The following is a 15,466-nucleotide window of genomic DNA, read 5'->3' as shown; positions in this document are numbered from 1 at the left end:
ATCTTTTTTACCAGTGATAATTCACACTGAGAAGCGCTGAACGAGATTGTCCATAGTAACAATAATAATCACTCGATGCGATATAAACTCTGTCCAGGATATTGTTGACATTCAACTGGACGCCCCAGTTCTTGTCTATTTCATATGCGACCATGGCATCCCACAGGGTTGCACTGGGAACTGTCAGATCACTGCTGGCCGGGCTGTCCTTAGACTCGCCTATGTAGCGAATGCCGTTGCCTATTGTCAGGCCTGCAAGACCGATGTCAGTGGCATCGTAATCCAGCCATGCAGATGCGGTATGTCTTGGGATCAAGCCTGCCTGTTTTGTTCCCTTGCCACCGGTATCATCGGTTTTCGCGTCGGTGAACGTGTAGTTGGCGGTCAGTTTGAAGCTTTTGGTGATCTGTCCTACGCCTTCGATTTCGATACCCTGTGAAGTCACTTCACCTGTTTGGGTTGCGACAAATGTGCTCGGGTTGGTTACCAGCGCATTTTTCTGCGTGATGTCGAAGAGCGCGACATTGATATATCCATCCATGAAATCGGGAGTATATTTGACTCCTACTTCAATTTGTTCGCCTTCGAGAGGCTTGTACAGCTCTCCGGTTGTCGGATCAATGGTACTCAGAACCTCAAAGGATTGGGAATAACTGACATACGGAGACAGTCCATTGTCAGCCAGGTACATCAACCCTGTATTGAAGGAGAATTCCTTGTCTGTTCGAGCTTCATCCTGTGAGTTCTTTTCACTGATATTTTTCGTTTTGACCCAGTCGTAACGGCCACCAACAATGCCGACCCATTTTTCGTCGAGCTTCAGTTGATACTGTGAATAAGCACTTGCCTGGGACTTGGTGATGTCCCGGTCGATGTTGTTGGCCGGATCGAGCGGCGTATAACTGCCATATACCGGATGATACGGGTTGATGGTTCCAAAGGCGTAGTTATCCTGCTCGTCTCCCTCTGTCTTGTGATATTGGAGATCAATTCCCATCAGAGCCGTATGCTTCATGCGATTGGTTTCCCATTTGGCCACGGCCTTGTTGTCGACGGTGAAACTCTTGTTTTCCCCATCACGGAAGACAATGCCACGAGAAACTGTGGTCGAACTGGGATTTGAATTCGGGAACGCATATGAACTGCGCAAGAACAGTTTATTATATCCGTAATTAAAGTTTTGTGACACCGTCCAGACTTTGTTCAGTTCATGCTCAAGCAGGTAACCTAAGGAAATCTGGGTCCGTTCGTATTTGTCATAATCCGGTTCACCCAGATTGGTAGATGGGTCAATAGTTCCGTGAGGACTATTAATAAGCGTTCCCGCCGCCGGGAAAAACGGGTTGGTGGGTACGCCGTCATCCTTGAGCAGCGTGGCCATCAGCGTCAGGTGTGTTTTCTCCGTCGCGTCGATGGTCAGACTCGGAGCAATGTAGTGCCGGGTATTTTCCGTTCCATCCAGTTCTCCGTCTTCATCCTTGAACATGCCGACAACACGGACACGCATCGTCCCATCTTCATTTATGGAATCAGAGACATCAAATGAAACGGCCTTGTGATTGTTGGTTCCTGCCTGAAGCCGAATCTCCCCATGAGGAATGTCTGACGGTTTTTTCTGTACAGCATTGACTGCACCACCTGGAGGGGATTCTCCGAAAAGGATGGAGGATGAGCCTTTGACGACTTCGACCTGCTCTAGTCCATATGGTTCCAGGAGCCATGTGTAATAGCCATCCCTGAAGAGCCTATTGCCATCAAGATACGTGGCTGCATCAAAACCACGGATTTTAAACCAATCCGTGTCATTGTCAGAACCATATGGCTGAGAAGTCACACCAGAAGTGTATCTGAGTGTTTCATCCAGCTTTTGCGGTGCGTGAAGCTGCAATTCTTCTTCTGTAATAACGGAAACGGATTTTGGCGTTTCCTGCGTTGGAGTGTCCACTTTCAAAGCCGAAGCGCTGACGACAATTGGTTCAAGTGACAATGCTTCATCATCTTCAGCCCGTGCCTGCTGGCCTATGAATAGGACAAGGAGCATGACCCCAAGGTACAGAACATACCTTTTATTTTGAGTTTGGTGTGTATTTGACACAAATCTCTCCTATAGAGGATTTCCCAGATATTGTATTTTCTTTTAAAAGAGCACTCAGACAATTGTTTCTAAAAAACTTCCACAATATTTTTTAGAAACAGAATATGGAAAGTGGAATAAAGGAAGGTGGAAGCAGTAAAAGGGGGCTGAGTATGAATAACCAGCTTCAATTCCATGGTAATTGTATTTGGTTATTAGTTTTATAAAGAAAGAATGGTGAATATGCTCTTAACGCATTATTCAAAATCTTCTTCATATTCTCATTACTATAGTGCACCGCCTGAATTTTACTTACCCTCTCCTTAAGGTGGCTTGACACTAATATTGAAAATCATTATCAACTAGCCGCAGAGAGACAACTTATACCTCAAATGAGACAAGGATGGCCTCATGGAGCCTGAATCTGACGATATTATGGAAACTCCACGTCCGTTGGTTGCTTTGGCAGCTGAATATTTTTCCGGAGAGATTCTTGATTTTCACAACCATTCGCGGGCACAGCTTCTGTATGCAAGCCTGGGAGTGATGACTGTCGAAACCCACAAGGGAATTTGGGTTGTTCCCCCTTTCAGAGCAGTCTGGGTTCCCCCTCGATTGAATCACAAAGTGATTGTCTCAAACCATATCTCAATGCGATCTCTCTATTTCCGTCCTGAATTTTGTTCAAATACCCCTGAGGATTGTTGCGTGGTTTCTGTCTCTCCTCTCTTCAAGGAGTTGATCTTGGCTGCATCGAAAATGCCGCGATTATACCCGTTGAACGGTCCCGAGGAGCGGCTTATCGCTGTGTTGATCGATCACATTCAGCAAATGGATATTACTCCGTTGAATTTGCCTATCCCAAAGGATCCCAGGCTCAAGGCCATTTATGGACATCTGGATGAAAATCCGGGGGACAAACGGACTTTGGAAGAATGGGGAAGGGAGATCGGGTTGACCAGAAGAACCCTGACCCGGTTGTTCCTGAGCGAGACGGCAATGACTTTCGGGCAATGGAAGCAGCAGATACGAATATTGAAGTCACTGACATTGCTTGCCGAGAAGGAGCAGGTGACGACCGTGGCGATGGAAATGGGGTATGATAACCCCAGTGCTTTTATTGCCGTATTCAAACGGGCATTGGGAAAGACTCCGAGCAAGTATTTTTCTGATGAATAGCGCTGTTTTCTCTCTGAAGTAACGTCCAAACGTGCCGTGGTATTGCCTCTTTCCTGTTTTGAAGAAGAGCGCAATGGTTTTCATTTGGTGTCAATCAGGAAGACGACCGACCGGACGTGCCCACACTCTCACGGCGATTTTGATGAAATGGAAATTGAACACTGACGGCGTACTGGTCGACTTCATCGATTATTTCAATACTAAATCCCAGATGGTCCGTGAGTTGTTGTGTGAGTTGAAGGCCGAGGCCAAAACCGACTTCACATTGGGGATTTTCTGAATTCTTATCATTAATGATCATGCAGGTACCGTTTTCCAGGAATATTTTGACAGCGCCTTTTGTCGTATGTTGAAAAGCGTTCCTGATAAGATTGCTGAAAATAATGTGAACGACAGTCTTGGGTGCTTGCATGACGACTGGTTCCATGCGGATATCAAGAAATATATCCTTGCCGATGAGGAGGTAGGAGTTTTCTTCGATCACATTCGAGATGAGGGAATCGAGCTTGAGTATCTCATCTGGGAGCCGAGTTTTTGCTTCGCCGCACACCCAGAGCAGGGTGTTTGTCAGGTGGAGCATTCTTTTGACTGTTTTTTCCATCCGGGCAAAGGATGATGCAAAACACGGGTGTTCATGGATGCCCAGGCGTTCCATCAGTTCCAGGTTATTCGTGAGAATGGCTATGGGAGTCCGAAGCTCATGACTGGCATATTGTTGAAATTGTCTTTCTCTGATTACTCCCTCATTGAGTCGGCGCAGGTTGCTTCTGAAGAGTTCCGCCAGTTGGTTAAGTTCCACATAAGTCAACGGTGGCGGGTCGTCCTCCAGGTTCTCCATTTCCAGTTGCATTGCCCAGTTCCGCAGATTTTCTACCGGATGAGCCAGTCGTTTGAGGAGATATGCAGCCAGCAAGATGATCAGGCTGATGGTGATGACTCCGATAACGATGGGAAGATGAAAGTAGAATGTGAAAAATTGTTTGCTGGAAGGTGTCGGCTTTTGATCCTTGTCGAATTTGAATATGAAATAGACCACACGTCCGTCCGGACGTAGTATGGTATGGATGTGATAGAATGGGCGGTCAAGCTCCAGTGGCATGAAGTCTCCGGGCACCAGCTTTTCCTTGGGGCAGGCTGCCCGAATATCTGATGGAAGCATCTCATAGCCGAGGTAGGCGGTAATGGTCGCTGTTTTGGGAAGTGGGGTTGTTGGGGTGATCGTCCATTTATCGAGATACTGCCTCGCTTCCGCTTCGAGGCGAAATTCCGAGTCAATATGCAGGCCACGAGTCAGGTAGAAGCGAAGCAGAAAAGAGTATGAGACAACAAGAATTGTACATGTCACCGCCACAGCGATGATGATGAACCGCCTGAGGCTGTTGCTATGCATCAGTTTGGTGTCTGAGAACAAAACCCACTCCGGGGATAGTCTGGATGAGAGATGTGGAAAAGGGTTTATCCACTTTTTCTCGCAATTTATGCATATGCACTTTGAGGCTGTTGCTCTCGGGAGGAGTTTCTCCCCAAACAGCGCGAATCATCTGTTCGCGTACAGCCACTTCCGGGCTTACCTTGGCCATATATGCCAGTAAATCCCACTCTTTGGGTGCTAAGTGCAACTCGATATCGCCACGGCGAGCCTGGCGTGTTTCCGTGTTAACCTCCAGATCGTCGATGACATACCGCCGGGGTTGGCTGCTTCGCCGTTTGGCCAACGCGCGGATGCGGAAGAGCAATTCCTTCATGGCGAACGGCTTGACCAGATAGTCGTCAGTCCCGGCAGCGAATCCTGCGATTTTGTCATCCAAGGTGTCGCGAGCTGTCAGCATGAGTATGGGGATATCCGAGCCTTCACGGCGGACGACTTCACAGACTCCGTAGCCATCCATCAGAGGAAGCATTATATCGAGCAGGAGCACATCGTATTGATTTTCCCTGGCAAGCTGGACACCATGCACTCCATTTGAGGCATGGTCACATATGATGTTTTCCAATTCCAGATACTCAATCATTGAGGCTGCGAGGTCAAAGTCGTCCTCGACAAGTAAAACATGCACATTCATGTTCGTTCTCCTCTTTGGTGCTCCTCACTCAACCATACAGACTCTGTTTCGAATCTGCCAATGATTTCAAATGCCCGAGCGTGCGGCCCGTTGTGAGTTGATGCTGGGAAGCTCTCAGTCATGCTTTGTCACTTGAGCGGGTTCCTGTTTCGTATTTTTCCTTTTATTCAGGAATTGTACGCCGGAAAGAACCCAGACAAAAAACACGGGGGCAAAGAGAATGCCAAGCACTGTGGCGCTGAGCATTCCACCAATAACTCCGGTCCCAATGGCCTGCTGACTCGCGGCACCTGCGCCACTGGCGACAGCCAGGGGAATGACGCCGAGTATGAAAGCCATGGAAGTCATGATAATAGGCCGAAAGCGCAGGCGGGCGCTTTTGACGGCAGATTCCTGGAGGGAGAATCCTTCTGCGTAGTACTGTTTAGCGACTTCGACAATCAAAATGGCATTCTTGGCCGCCAAACCAATGATAGTGATCAGTCCCACCTTGAAGTACACATCATTGGACATGTTCATGACAGTGACCGCTGCCACAGCTCCCAATGCCCCGATGGGGACGATGAGCATGACGGACATCGGGATTGCCCAGTTCTCATAAAGAGCGACGAGCAAGAGAAAGACCACGACAAGGGCCAGCGAAAACAATTTTGGAGCCTGTGCTCCTGCGAATTGTTCCTGGTAGGAAAGCCCGGTCCATTCATAGCCTACCCCTTGGGGAAGGTTCTCCATGATCCTTTCCATCTCTGCCATGACCTCACCTGAGCTGTATCCTGGTGCGGCATCTCCCATGATCTTGAATGCATTGTATCCATTGTACCGGACGATTTGCACAGGGCCGACTTCCCACTTGAGGTTAATCAGGGACATCAGGGGAACCTGTTCTCCTGTTTCATTCGGTACGTAGAGATTGTTGAGGCTTTCAGGGCTTTGTCTGCTTTCTCCACTCGCTTGGACCACCACGCGTTGTACACGTCCTGTATCAACATAGTCAGCAACCATGCTGGAACCATAGGCACTGGAGAGAACTGTTTTTATGTCTGAGAAACTGACACCGAGGGTTTCGGCCTTTTCTCTGTCGATTTTCAATTTGACCTGAGGGGCGTCGGGCAATCCCTGCGGTCTTGCATAGGCTATGACTGGTGAAGCATTGGCCTGGGCGAGCACCATGCCCAAAGCGGCCGAGAGTTTTTCGCGACCAACTCCTCCTCTGTCCTGAAGGCGCAAGGCAAACCCACCTGTCTCACCAAGTCCATCAACTGGCGGTGGATTGACGGCGAAGATACTTCCATCCGTATTTTTGCTCAGGACACGGTTCGCCATAGTGACTTCATCCTGCGCTGACTGACCCTCCCCGCGTTCGGACCAGTCCTTGAAACTGGGAATACCAAGCGCGGCATTTTGTCCACGGCCGGAGAAGCTGAAGCCGATGACTGTGATTGACGAATTGATAGCCGGCCTGGACTTGAGATAGGATTCAATGCCTTCAGTGACTGAAAGAGTGCGGGAATAGGTTGCTCCAGGCGGCAATTGGACTGTGACGTACATGTTTCCCTGGTCTTCTGCCGGAACAAAGGATTCAGGGAGATTCAGGTAGGCAAAACCGAGAGCCGTCAGCAGTGCTGCGTATATGACCATGCAGCGTGCGGTTCGAGAGACAAGCTTTCCTGTAATCCATTCATAGCGTTTTCCCAACCGATCGAAAAGATGGTTGAACCAGCCAAAAAAGCCGGCTTGCGCTTCATGATGTCCTTTCGAAACAGGTTTTAAAATGGTTGCGCAGAGGGCAGGGGTCATGGTGAGTGCGAGGAAGCCGGAGATCAGAATGGATGTGGCGACCGAAATGGCAAACTGTCGATAGATGACACCAACAGACCCACTCATGAAGGCAAGTGGAAAGAAGACAGCGGAAAGCACCAGCGTGATACCGATAATCGCTCCTGAAATTTGTCCCATGGCCTTAATGGTCGCTTCCTTGGGAGGCAATCCTTCCGTTGACATGATCCGTTCGACATTTTCCACGACAACAATAGCGTCATCAACGAGAATTCCGATGGCGAGGACCATGCCGAACATGGTCATCATGTTTATGGAAAAGCCTAAAACCGACATGACTCCAAATGTGCCCAGCACGCAGACAGGGACAACGATGGAAGGAATGAGGGTATATCGGAAATTTTGCAGAAAGAGGAACATGACCAGAAAGACGAGGACAACAGCTTCGATCAGTGTGTGAACAACCTTCTCGATAGCCGCGTCAACGAATTTGGAGGAGTCGAACGGAATGGAGAACTCCACATCCTCTGGCAGTGTTTTGCTCAGCTCATCCAATCTGGCTCTGACGCGAAGAACAGTATCCAGAGCATTGGCTCCGGGAGCCAGCTGCACGGCAGCCGCTGCTGTGGGGATGCCGTCAAGCCGCGAGACAATATTATAGGACTCGGGGCCGATCTCAATTCGTGCCACGTCGGATAAGTGGACACTGGAACCACCTATATTACCGCGCAGAAGAATTCTGCCGAATTCCTCAGGTGTTTCAAGCATGCCCTGAACGGTGAAAGTCGCCATGATTTCCTGTTCGGATGCAACGGGACGTCCGCCGAAACTGCCTGCAGGCACCTGAACATTCTGGGCGGCAATGGCATTGTTGACGTCAGTGATTGACAGGTCGTAACTGAGCAGTTTTTGTGGGTCCACCCAAACGCGCATAGCGCTTTCTGAAGCAAAGAATTGGAGTGTGCCGACACCATCGACACGTCGAACTTCATTGTTAACATTTCTGGCCATGATATCCGCCAAACGCTGCGGGTCATCATTGTCACCAGTTTCCTTGTACTTCAGGGTGTAAACCATCAAGAAGCCCGAGTTGGCCTGTTCAACTTCCAGGCCTTGGTCTGTGACTTCTTGCGGCAGGCGTGATTCAGCTTTTTTGATACGATTCTGTACATCCACTTGAGCCATATCAGGATCAGTACCCGGCTTGAAGGTCACGGAAATACTGGCCGATCCTGTGGAGCTACTGGTTGACTCGTAATAGAGCAGTCCTTTCGCTCCGTTGAGTTCCTCTTCAATCAAACTGACAACAGAGTCGTTCATGGTTGTTGCCGAAGCTCCGGGATATGTCGCCGAAATGCTGATCTGGGGAGGGGCAACCTGCGGGTATTTTTCCATGGCCATTGTTGGAATGGCTAAAATACCCGCCATGGTGATGAAAATTGCGATAACCCAAGCAAAATTGGGTCGTTCTATGAAAAATCGTGACATGATTGTATACCGTTTAGCCTATCTTATTGAACTTTATTGGAATTGGTTGAATTTGATGAGGACGGAACTTGACTTTTCGGAGTGACGATCATGCCGGATTTGACCTTGTCTACACCGTTGACGATGATTCGTTCGCCAGGCTGAAGGCCTTCCAGGATTTGCCAGTTCCCAGCATGCATCAGGCCGGTCTTCACGACTCGTTGTTGTGCTGTATTCTGTTCATCAACAATCAAGACTCGTGCTGCACCATCAGACCCAAGTTGGACTGCGCGTTGAGGAATGAAAATGGTCTGGGTATTTTGACCAAGATTGATCTTGATTCGTACGAACATACCTGGAAGCAGCATTCTGTCTGGATTGGGAAATTCGCTCCGAAATGAGACCTGGCTGGTTTCCTGGTCAACCGTAATGTCCGAGAACAGCAGCTTTCCACTGACTGAATAATCGATATCTTCAAGGGAAAGAGTGACTTCCGCCTTTTTCGTAGTGCTGACAGCATCATTCATTGCGGCCTTGAGCTTGAGATACTCTGAAACCGGTTGATTAATGTCAGCGTAGATGGGGTTCAACTGCTGGATTGTCGCCAAGTGAGTTGCTTCGCCTTCTCCCACCAAAGCCCCTTCGGTCACCAGCGCACGGCCTATTCTACCCGAGATGGGGGCTTTGACTGTGGCGTAGCTCAGATTCAATGTGGCTGTTCTGACCGCTGCTTCGGCTGCTGTCTTGCTTGCCTTGGCTGCTCTGTAATTGTTGACGGCCGTATCATATTCCTGCTGGCTGATCGACTTTGTTTTGATCAATCGGTTGTACCGTTCCGCAATGGCTTCGAGGTCAACCATGTTGGCTTCTGCCTTGGCAAGCTCAGCTTGAGCCTGTGCTTGTGTGGCCACAAACTGGGCAGGATCGATATGGAATAAGGGCTGTCCCTGCTTGACCTCACTTCCTTCCTCAAAATCACGGCTCAGGATGATGCCTGCCACGCGGGCACGAACCTGTGCCACTCTTCTGGCGACAATACGCCCAGGGAGTTCCGTCGTATTTTGATATGCACTGGTTGTGATTGTGGTGACTTCCACTTCTGGTGGTTGTGCCTTGTGGCTGTCTGCCTGAACCTCAGCATCATTGACGCACCCGGTGAGGACACACAATGAAGCCATGATGGCGACAAAGGTAAATTTGATATATTGAGACATAGTTACTCCTGCTCCGTTGATATTCATTTTTGGCGTGTGTCGCTCCGGATTGGACCGGTTTCCACGCTTACTTATAATACCATACCAAAGTGTTGGGTTAATGGAGGGTTAACAGCCCATCCCATTGGGTATCGAGATACAGGGACAGTAATTGTTTCCTCGTTGTGAAAAAGGAATAGTCCAAATAAATAAGTTGGAAAGAGTGCCTGGTAAAGAAGGATGGTCGTTCAATTATTTCATGGGAAAATCGTGTGATACCTTGTGACGTAGCTTTGCCGTTATCAGTTGAGAGGTGGCTGGAAAAGATCTTTTGCCATTTAAGATGTACAACTCCAAAAGGAAGTACCGGAGTTTGATTCTCCTACTGGATATTGGTTTGAAGGTCTTTCCCTAAGGTGTGGTATTAATATGAAAAGGGATATTTTCGGCCATCCTTTTCATACTCTTTTTGCTTGTCGAAATTAAATCGGTTCAATGAGTGTCGTGTCCTCTTTGATTGTTTGTTTCTACGAAATATGATGACAATCAGGAGGCCTACGACAAAAGAAAGAATACCTACGACAATGTTGATAATCATGACACCCTCGGTGAAGTGCTTCTCGGTTCATTCGAAATATATGGCCCAGGAGAATTCATGCATGGAGTCATGATAGTCTTTGAGCCCGTTGTTTTCAACGAGAACAGAAGTGTTTTTCTTTCAAACTCGAATTGAGTTCAAGACGCAGCTGGTACACGATGGCCATGCACTTTTGTCCTGGTGCAGAGTTCTCATTCTTGATCTGTTTTTAACCTTGTGATGATTATGTGGTTATGTGTATTGTTGCTGTTCCGATTTTTGAAAAAAAGCTCTTCTTTCTTCATCTCCACCGATTATGGCTATTTGATCTCCAGGCAGTAGAACATAATCAGCATCGGGATTTGTTTTCAGGTCGCCATCTCGTACTATCCCAACAACGGAAGCTCCTGTTTTTTTTCGTATGTTGCTTTCCCCAATGGACCGATTGGCCAGAGGGCTATCGCTTGAAAGTTTGACCCATTGTAAATCGAAATGCTGTTCGACTCCTCGTAATTGGCACAGTTCCCGATAGTCGTCACTCGAATCACAGAGGACAGAATACAGTTCCTGACGCACATTGTCGGTGTGGCGCTGGATTTCCATGGGGGAGACTTTCAGTCGCAGCAGGGATTGGCGAGCCATCTCCAGGCTTGCTTCCAGTTCTGGCAGTACGGCCTCGGAAACTCCCAATTCTTTCATCTCATGGAAGTTATCGTGGTTGGATGAACGGGCAATTATTTCAAGGTTTTTGTTGTTTTTTCTGGCACTCTGAACAATGCATCGGGTCGTCACGAGATCAGGAACGGTCACGACGAGGAGTGATGCTGATTTTATACCAGCGGCATCAAGGACAATTTCTTGTCCGGCGTCACCATAGACAGCTGGAATTCCTGATTTTTTCGCTTTTTCAAAGCGTCTTTGGTCTAATTCGACAACAACATGGTTCATGTCCATGCGATTAAGTATTTGTGCGACTTGCAGCCCGACGCGTCCTCCTCCCAGAATAACAACATGATTTCGTAATCCTTGTTCCGGGATATTGGTCGATTCTAGATTCTCATGGCGAAACCAGTGTTTGCGAAGGGCGTATATCTTGGCCGTGAGTCCTGAAACAAGGGGAGTCAAAGCCATGGATATGATAGCGACAGTCAGTATGAGGGAATAGAGTTCATTGTCTATGGAGCCGGTCGAAACACCGAGACGGGCCAGGACGAATGAAAATTCACCAACCTGAAAAAGCCCGAGACCTATCGCAAGGGGGACGACATTTTTGTAGCGAAAAAGAAGCGAAACAGATGAAAAAATAAGTCCTTTGCCGATACAGACGACAGCGAGAAGCCAAAGGACTTCCTTGAAATGATTCAAGAGAAAAGCCGGATCAAAGAGCATCCCAACTGTCGCAAAGAACAACAGGCCGAAAATATCCCGCAGGGGAACGATGTCACTGAGTGCCTGATGCCCATAATCAGATTCACTTAAGACCATTCCCGCAGCAAATGCGCCAAAGGCAAATGAAAGTCCCGCAAGATAGGTAAGATAGCCGACACCGAGGCCAATTGCCGCTATACCCAGTAAAAAGAGTTCTCTTGACCCGATTCGGGCGATGTGGGCGAGGAGCCATGGAAGCAACCGCGTCCCCAAAAGGATCATTCCCAGAAGAAATCCCACGGCTTTGATCGCGGCAAAGCCAAGATTCGGTAGCCCCACTACAGGGTCGTTCAACTGTGGAAGGATAATCATCATGGGGACCACAGCCAGATCTTGAACAATAAGCATTCCGATCATGACTTTGCTGGAAAGCGTGCCTAACCACCCCTGATTCATCAATGTCTTGAGAATGACCATCGTGCTTGAGAGGGAAACAAGAGCTCCCATCCAGAGAGAGGCTTTCCAGTCCAATCCTATTAATTGCCCCGCGCCATACCCTAGCCCAATCGTGAGAACCATTTGAAGAGGAGTTCCCAGGAGCGCAACCATCTTCACCGGTTTGAGGTCCTTAAGGGAGAATTCCAAACCGAGAGCAAAGAGCAATAAGGCTATGCCTATCTCGGCAAGGAGTTCTATTTCATGGATTCCTGAAACCGTGTATCCCCCGGTATGAGGACCGAGGACAATACCAGCCAGAATATACCCCAGAATCAAGGGTTGCCCTAATCTCTGAACAAGCATGCCACAGAAAAAAGCAACAACAACGAGCAGAATAATATCAGTAGCTATACCCATTCCGGTTCAACCTTTTCAGTCTTGTGAAGATTCTCAGAATACATTTTGCTTCATTAACAATAAATTATGATGTGTTGGCTGGCAATATTCATTTTCATCCAGACCTCGCAAAAAATGAAAGGCCTGATGTGATGAGGGAGAGGGGCTCCCGGTCACATCAGGCCATGTCAATGTGCCTGGTAGATGGTATTAAGTCAGGTGGTTAGCTCTCGCATACCCAAAGGATGGCAAAGAAAAGAGCAGCTATGGCTGTTATCTTTACAGTCCAGATGATTTGATTACGCAGGGAAAGCGGTTTGGGTTCGTAATCAATTTCAGGAGATTGAGTTAGCACTTCTTCGGTATCAGACAAGACGGGAGTATTCTTTTTCATACAACTTCCATTGTTCAAAAGGAGATAAGGTTCGCCACAAATGGGTTTGTGGCAAAAAACAGGAACTCTTATTTAAACCTTGGAATATGGAGGTGCGCGGCTCGTTATCGGGGCCAGTCGTAAATATTGGGTGAAGCGGGTGTTGGCTTCGGAAGAAAAACAGAGCAGTGTCCCGCCAAAATTGATTGCTGTTTGCTCGTGGTTCAGAGCTTTTTCATAAACGGTATCAGTGGATTCAAAGTGTGGTTTTGAAGTAAAATCGGTGGGGTTTAAGGCTTGTTCAAGGAGAGAGGGAGCCAAGAGAAAGGTTTCTCCAGAAACTTTTCCTAATGGATGGAGAGAAGTCGATTCATACCACGGGGAGGCTTGAACAAGATGAAAAACGAACAGCACTGAAGCTGCCAGCCGTAGTATATATTTGATATCATGAATCATTATTTTCTCAGGACCGTGACATTGCAATGAGTCTTTTGACTCTGTCATGCAGAGTTGGCAGAGCGTGTTCAGTCGGAAATTTATGTGAGTTCCAGGTCCAAAGCAATCAGCATGATTTTAGCGGGCAGATTAGAGACTGTTTTGGGTTATTTATTTGATTTTAAAGGATTATTCTGATAAATTTTTGAGAGCAGTCTTCCAGACTTATGAAATCATACTTGTGCGGTGGTCATAAAATGGATCGCCACTTTGAAAAGGAAGAAGCTTGACAAGGGTATTTTTTTTGAGCTTTAAAAAAACAACATTTTCCTTTGTTGCCGAGTATGCAAAAGGACGGTTTACGCTGTTTGCTGGGACTGGAGGTATGGACGTCCGGGAGAGCATCGAATTGACTCAGCATGTCCAGAAGTGCGGCTTTGATGCTGCCGTCGTCATGTGTCCATATTGCTTCGAATTACCTGAATCGTACATCCAGGATTATTTTTCACGCATAGCTTAACACCCATAGACTATGTTGACCCCTGTAACATATTTCGATTTTTTGGAAAAAGAAAAAGGGATTTCTTTGGAAACCTGTGCTGCATCCATGTCAAATTCATGATCGTATTTCAGTTCCAAGACAGCTTCATTGTCAAAGTACCCTATTCCGCCTCGGTGGGCTGTACTTGGGTGGCTGTATGAGAGTTCGTAGTCGATGGTCGCCCGAAACTTTCCATCCATCGAGAGAAAATATCGGCGTTGATATCTATTCATCAAAGTTGGGAAAAGGCCGACAGTTTCATGAAGGAACTTGTCCGGGACAGTGACATTGATGAGACTTGGCATCCCGCATGAACTGTTGAAGGCGCATGTTGCGGGAACTACATCCTTGAAGCCGACAAGCCCTTTTTTATGTTTGATTTCGAATCGGCATGCACTCGGTAATTCTGAAGCACCATACCAGCGGATACGAATTTTCTTTCGTTCTGAAAGACCTTCCATATTTTCGCCATAAAATTTGAATAATGGTGTATCATAATAGATATTATTGACATACCGAGTTGAATATATTTCTCGAAATCCAAATCTGCTGGTTCGTAATATGGAGGCCAAGTTACGAACGGCAGGCAGTGGAATCGTGAATTTGCGCTCGTATCGGTAGGAAGACGTCCCGTCAGTCGCGTCGATCATCAAAAAAGGCTCCGAGCCTGAATGATGGAGACGTTGGTTTGCGGGTTGTCGTCCTGGAATTTTTGGCCGAGGATATTAAGGACATTGCTGTTTTTCATTTCGACAAGGAAACTGACATGGTTCGAGGTGTCACTTGTCTCAAGCCGAGTGAACTCATAGGTCAGGTTATGTTCATCCAGGAATGTGTGAACCGAATTCAGTAACCCCTCTTTAGGGCCATATATCGTGACCATGTAGGCATTATCCATGGTGTTGGATGTCCTGATTTTGCAAAAGAAAATAAAACCAACGCAGATAGCCCAGAATGCAGCAAGGGTGACGCCGAATTTTTCCGCACCGAATCCGAGTCCGATGGCTACAGTAAAGAAGAGAAAAGCAAGTTCCTCAGGTTCCTTGATGGCTGTTCTGAAACGAACAATGGATAATGCGCCGACCAGTCCCAGGGAGAGAGCCAATGAGGCTTTGACCACTGAAATAACAAGCATGATAGTCAGAGCCAACATGACGAATGTATTTGCAAAACGTTTACGATTTGAAAGAGACGTCCCAAAAATGGTATACACCGAACCAATGAGGCGGGCACACCCCCCTGTGAAGATAAAGCCTATACCGAAATCGATGTAGTATGTCGGCAAGGGCAGAAGGATTCCCCATAGACTAATGGTTGCAAGGTTGAACCAGGAGAGTCCGGCCCAGAGTTCTCCATGATGATCTCTATGCAGCCGTGGCAGAATTTGCGCCATGGCATAATAATAGAGAATTCCCAGGCAGAGGCCGACAGCCAATGCAATAGGGAGGCTACTTTGCAATTGGCTCAGGTTGTTATGGGTTATCGATTTGCTTATGACTACCGATGAGGTGGTAGATAAAGCGGCTATCAGGCAACCTGCAAGCCTTTTTTTCCCGGTATTGAACGTCAGTGTGTCTGTCATAAAA

The 15,466-nt window shown here is 47.6% G+C and carries 12 protein-coding genes; 2 read left to right on the top strand and 10 right to left on the bottom strand.

What is annotated here, in order from left to right:
- Positions 1-7 precede the first annotated feature (7 nt).
- A complete protein-coding gene (locus BN4_RS06120; protein WP_015414505.1) occupies positions 8-2,095 on the bottom strand; it encodes a TonB-dependent siderophore receptor in 2,088 nt (695 codons plus the stop codon).
- 390 nt (positions 2,096-2,485) lie between these two features.
- On the opposite strand from BN4_RS06120, the gene BN4_RS06115 reads away from it, so the two are divergent.
- On the top strand, positions 2,486-3,253 hold the full coding sequence (locus BN4_RS06115) for an AraC family transcriptional regulator (RefSeq protein ID WP_015414504.1): 768 nt from the start codon (positions 2,486-2,488) through the stop codon (positions 3,251-3,253).
- A gap of 94 nt (positions 3,254-3,347) precedes the next feature.
- Here BN4_RS06115 and BN4_RS06110 read toward each other — a convergent pair whose 3' ends face one another.
- From BN4_RS06110 to BN4_RS06080, 7 genes are all read right to left on the bottom strand, one after another.
- Positions 3,348-4,664, bottom strand: coding sequence for a sensor histidine kinase (locus tag BN4_RS06110; RefSeq protein WP_015414503.1), 1,317 nt, complete (start codon positions 4,662-4,664; stop codon positions 3,348-3,350).
- Positions 4,636-5,316 carry a response regulator transcription factor gene (locus BN4_RS06105; protein WP_015414502.1) on the bottom strand — a complete coding sequence of 227 codons (681 nt, stop codon included), beginning with the start codon at positions 5,314-5,316 and terminating at the stop codon, positions 4,636-4,638. Before BN4_RS06105 ends, BN4_RS06110 begins: the two co-directional genes overlap by 29 nt.
- 114 nt (positions 5,317-5,430) lie before the next feature.
- Entirely contained in the window at positions 5,431-8,580 is a 3,150-nt protein-coding gene (locus BN4_RS06100) for a multidrug efflux RND transporter permease subunit (protein WP_015414501.1), read from the bottom strand.
- A 23-nt stretch (positions 8,581-8,603) separates the two neighbouring features.
- Positions 8,604-9,773 (bottom strand): efflux RND transporter periplasmic adaptor subunit, encoded by a 1,170-nt coding sequence (locus BN4_RS06095; RefSeq protein ID WP_015414500.1) that lies wholly within the window; start codon positions 9,771-9,773, stop codon positions 8,604-8,606.
- 808 nt (positions 9,774-10,581) lie between these two features.
- Positions 10,582-12,552 (bottom strand): cation:proton antiporter domain-containing protein, encoded by a 1,971-nt coding sequence (locus tag BN4_RS06085; protein WP_015414498.1) that lies wholly within the window; start codon positions 12,550-12,552, stop codon positions 10,582-10,584.
- A gap of 202 nt (positions 12,553-12,754) precedes the next feature.
- Entirely contained in the window at positions 12,755-12,925 is a 171-nt protein-coding gene (locus BN4_RS17660; RefSeq protein ID WP_015414497.1) for a hypothetical protein, read from the bottom strand.
- Between the two features lie 72 nt (positions 12,926-12,997).
- Positions 12,998-13,360: a hypothetical protein gene (locus BN4_RS06080; RefSeq protein ID WP_015414496.1), complete on the bottom strand. Its 363-nt coding sequence runs from the start codon at positions 13,358-13,360 to the stop codon at positions 12,998-13,000.
- Positions 13,361-13,643: 283 nt separating this feature from the next.
- On the opposite strand from BN4_RS06080, the gene BN4_RS06075 reads away from it, so the two are divergent.
- On the top strand, positions 13,644-13,859 hold the full coding sequence (locus tag BN4_RS06075; protein WP_157871277.1) for a dihydrodipicolinate synthase family protein: 216 nt from the start codon (positions 13,644-13,646) through the stop codon (positions 13,857-13,859).
- Here the strand turns inward: BN4_RS06075 and BN4_RS06070 are convergent.
- Positions 13,856-14,530 (bottom strand): polyphosphate polymerase domain-containing protein, encoded by a 675-nt coding sequence (locus BN4_RS06070; RefSeq protein ID WP_015414494.1) that lies wholly within the window; start codon positions 14,528-14,530, stop codon positions 13,856-13,858. The two genes, BN4_RS06075 and BN4_RS06070, sit on opposite strands and share 4 nt — an antisense overlap.
- Positions 14,530-15,462 (bottom strand): DUF4956 domain-containing protein, encoded by a 933-nt coding sequence (locus tag BN4_RS17060; RefSeq protein ID WP_015414493.1) that lies wholly within the window; start codon positions 15,460-15,462, stop codon positions 14,530-14,532. Before BN4_RS17060 ends, BN4_RS06070 begins: the two co-directional genes overlap by 1 nt.
- Positions 15,463-15,466 lie beyond the last annotated feature (4 nt).

The sequence above is a fragment of the Pseudodesulfovibrio piezophilus C1TLV30 genome (genome assembly GCF_000341895.1).
In the GTDB taxonomy this organism is placed as follows: Bacteria; Desulfobacterota; Desulfovibrionia; order Desulfovibrionales; family Desulfovibrionaceae; genus Pseudodesulfovibrio; species Pseudodesulfovibrio piezophilus.
Note: the sequence above shows the minus strand (reverse complement) of the source record. Positions and strands in the feature narration are given on the sequence as shown.

What these genes read in the sequence shown, in the direction of transcription:
- BN4_RS06080 (WP_015414496.1), bottom strand. Translation starts at nt 13,360, where the DNA reads ATGATTCATGATATCAAATATATACTACGGCTGGCAGCTTCAGTGCTG.
- BN4_RS17060 (WP_015414493.1), bottom strand. Translation starts at nt 15,462, where the DNA reads ATGACAGACACACTGACGTTCAATACCGGGAAAAAAAGGCTTGCAGGT.
- BN4_RS06105 (WP_015414502.1), bottom strand. Translation starts at nt 5,316, where the DNA reads ATGAATGTGCATGTTTTACTTGTCGAGGACGACTTTGACCTCGCAGCC.
- BN4_RS17660 (WP_015414497.1), bottom strand. Translation starts at nt 12,925, where the DNA reads ATGAAAAAGAATACTCCCGTCTTGTCTGATACCGAAGAAGTGCTAACT.
- BN4_RS06070 (WP_015414494.1), bottom strand. Translation starts at nt 14,530, where the DNA reads ATGATCGACGCGACTGACGGGACGTCTTCCTACCGATACGAGCGCAAA.
- BN4_RS06115 (WP_015414504.1), top strand. Translation starts at nt 2,486, where the DNA reads ATGGAGCCTGAATCTGACGATATTATGGAAACTCCACGTCCGTTGGTT.
- BN4_RS06085 (WP_015414498.1), bottom strand. Translation starts at nt 12,552, where the DNA reads ATGGGTATAGCTACTGATATTATTCTGCTCGTTGTTGTTGCTTTTTTC.
- BN4_RS06095 (WP_015414500.1), bottom strand. Translation starts at nt 9,773, where the DNA reads ATGTCTCAATATATCAAATTTACCTTTGTCGCCATCATGGCTTCATTG.
- BN4_RS06100 (WP_015414501.1), bottom strand. Translation starts at nt 8,580, where the DNA reads ATGTCACGATTTTTCATAGAACGACCCAATTTTGCTTGGGTTATCGCA.